The sequence below is a fragment of the Kitasatospora sp. NPDC022785 genome (assembly GCF_055561295.1).
In genome coordinates this window covers 1-2,162 of sequence record NZ_JBVHHB010000066.1, presented here as the reverse complement: position 1 = coordinate 2,162, position 2,162 = coordinate 1, and the positions used below count along the sequence as shown (strand labels likewise).

Sequence of the window (2,162 nt, the reverse complement as noted above, 5' to 3'; positions counted from 1 at the left end):
TCACCTTCGGCGACCCCCACGCCGAACCGGAGTTCGCCGCACCCGGAACGTCCCACCTGGGCCCGCACCGCCCGCTCGACCACCTCATCCGCTTCAAACCCGCCTCAGGGAAGAAGCCGACGGGCGAGTACGCCCTCGGCAACGCCGGCATCGTCCACCACGGCGTCGTCGAGACGGAGAACGCCCCGGACGGCACCCCGTGCGTCCGGCTCTACACGACCGTCTTCAAAGCCATGCCGGTCATCGTCGACCACACCACCGGCCTGGCGACCTCCGACTTCAAGGACGTCCACCAGTACCCGGACGGCACGATCCACATCTCCTCCGGACCCACCTCCCACGAACTCTTCTGGATCGGCGCCGGCCGCCCCCTGCGCGCCATCAGATGGGCCGAGAAATACGCCGCCCAGGACCCCGACAACGCCAGCCCGCTCATCCGCTCCTACCTCGTCCCCCTCACCACCTACCAGGAGATCTTCCGCACCACCGTCCACGAAGAGGACCGCAACGCCGAGATCATCGATATCGGCCTCCCCGCCGACCGACTCACCCTGAACAACCTCAACCAGGCCTACAAGGCCAAGATCACCGAAGCCACGACGAAACTCACCGCCCTGGACGCGACCGACAAGGAGCTGAACAACGCCCTCGGACGCGTCCGCTTCAACTCCCACATCGAACACCTCATCGGCACCCGGATGGCACCCGCCCCGCCCACCGACTCCCTCACCACACGCCCGATCAACGTCGACCACCGCGGCGAGGAGAACCAGTTCGGCATCGGCGGCGACCAACTCCGCCGACTCGAACGCAGCGCCGTGCCGGACTCACTGACCACCTACTACACCCACGAAGACCAGCTCACCACCATCCCCGCCGCCGAGCACGGCACCGTCAAGCACATCGACACCCTGCGCGACAGCATCGGCGCACCGCGCAGCGGACTGCCCAAACTCAGCAACGACCTGCACCCCTGGATCGTCCAGAAGACTGACGGCGGACGGACGACTGCCGAGTTCCGCAACGACGCCGCCGACCTCGCCCGCATCGCCCGCACCCTCCGCGAGCACCTCGTCACCTGGCACCAGTTCAAACAACAACCGAGCGAACGCCGGCCCGACCCGCTCCTCGACCCCGAACACAGCCTCTCCTACGAGACGCGCCTCACCAACCTCAAGACCTTCCTCGCGAACCAAATCACCGCCCACCGCGACCAGGCCGACGGTCCCGGGCACGAACAACAGTCCCCTGCCAAAGCGCTCTTCGACCCGAACATCGGCGCGAACAGCCACGACCGCGGGCCCGTCGACGACTTCATGGAAACCGTCGTCAAGCCCTGGGCCACCCAGGCCGCGATCGCCGAAGTCCTCTCCCGCGGCTACGACGAGAACAAGGCTGACCTCGACGTCCGAGGACCCCAACCCACCACCACCGACTACCACACCCTCCTCCAGAACCTCCCCCAGCACCGGCAACTGCAGACGGACACCGGCAAGCAACTCGACACGCTCTGGCACGACGGCCGCCACCCCGCCGAAATCGTCACCGAACTCATCGACAACTTCCCCGGGCTGGCCCGCAAATTCGACGAGATCGCCGCCAAGACCGAGTCGTACACGTTCCTCACCCACGCCCAGCTGGTCCTCGGCCAGTACCGCAAACTCACCGCTGACACCACCCCGGGCAACCGCTTCGTGCCGACGGAGACCATCGCCAAGGCGATCCTGTTCCACGACATCCAGAAGCAGAACTCCAAAGACATGTACGACCACAGCGGAGGGAAGAAAGCCAAGAAAGCCAAACCCGCCCCGCACGACCGCGAACCCGAACACATCGGCGCCGTCGACATGATGAAGAGCCTGCGTCACCTCTGGCGCGACACGTCACAACTCGTCGCCGCCGTCCGCATGGTCGACTCCGACCCCTTCGGCTTCTACCTGCGCGAGTTCTTCGACGCACCGAGGTACCTCGACGAAGCCGAGCAGACGTTGGAGCGCGCACGGCAGGCCTTCGCCTACATCGCCGACACCGCACTCCTCGTCATGGACCGACGGCCGCGCGAGACTCCCGAGCTGACCGACGAACAGGCCCTGAACGTCCAACGCCTCTTCCACGAGTTCCACCAGTACTACCAAGCCGACTACTCCTCCTACACCTCCGCC

At 66.1% G+C, this 2,162-nt stretch carries 1 protein-coding gene; it reads left to right on the top strand.

Going from position 1 to position 2,162, the window contains the following annotated elements:
* On the top strand, positions 1-2,162 hold a 2,162-nt coding region (locus ACZ3YO_RS39845; RefSeq protein WP_465579185.1), incomplete at both ends, for a hypothetical protein.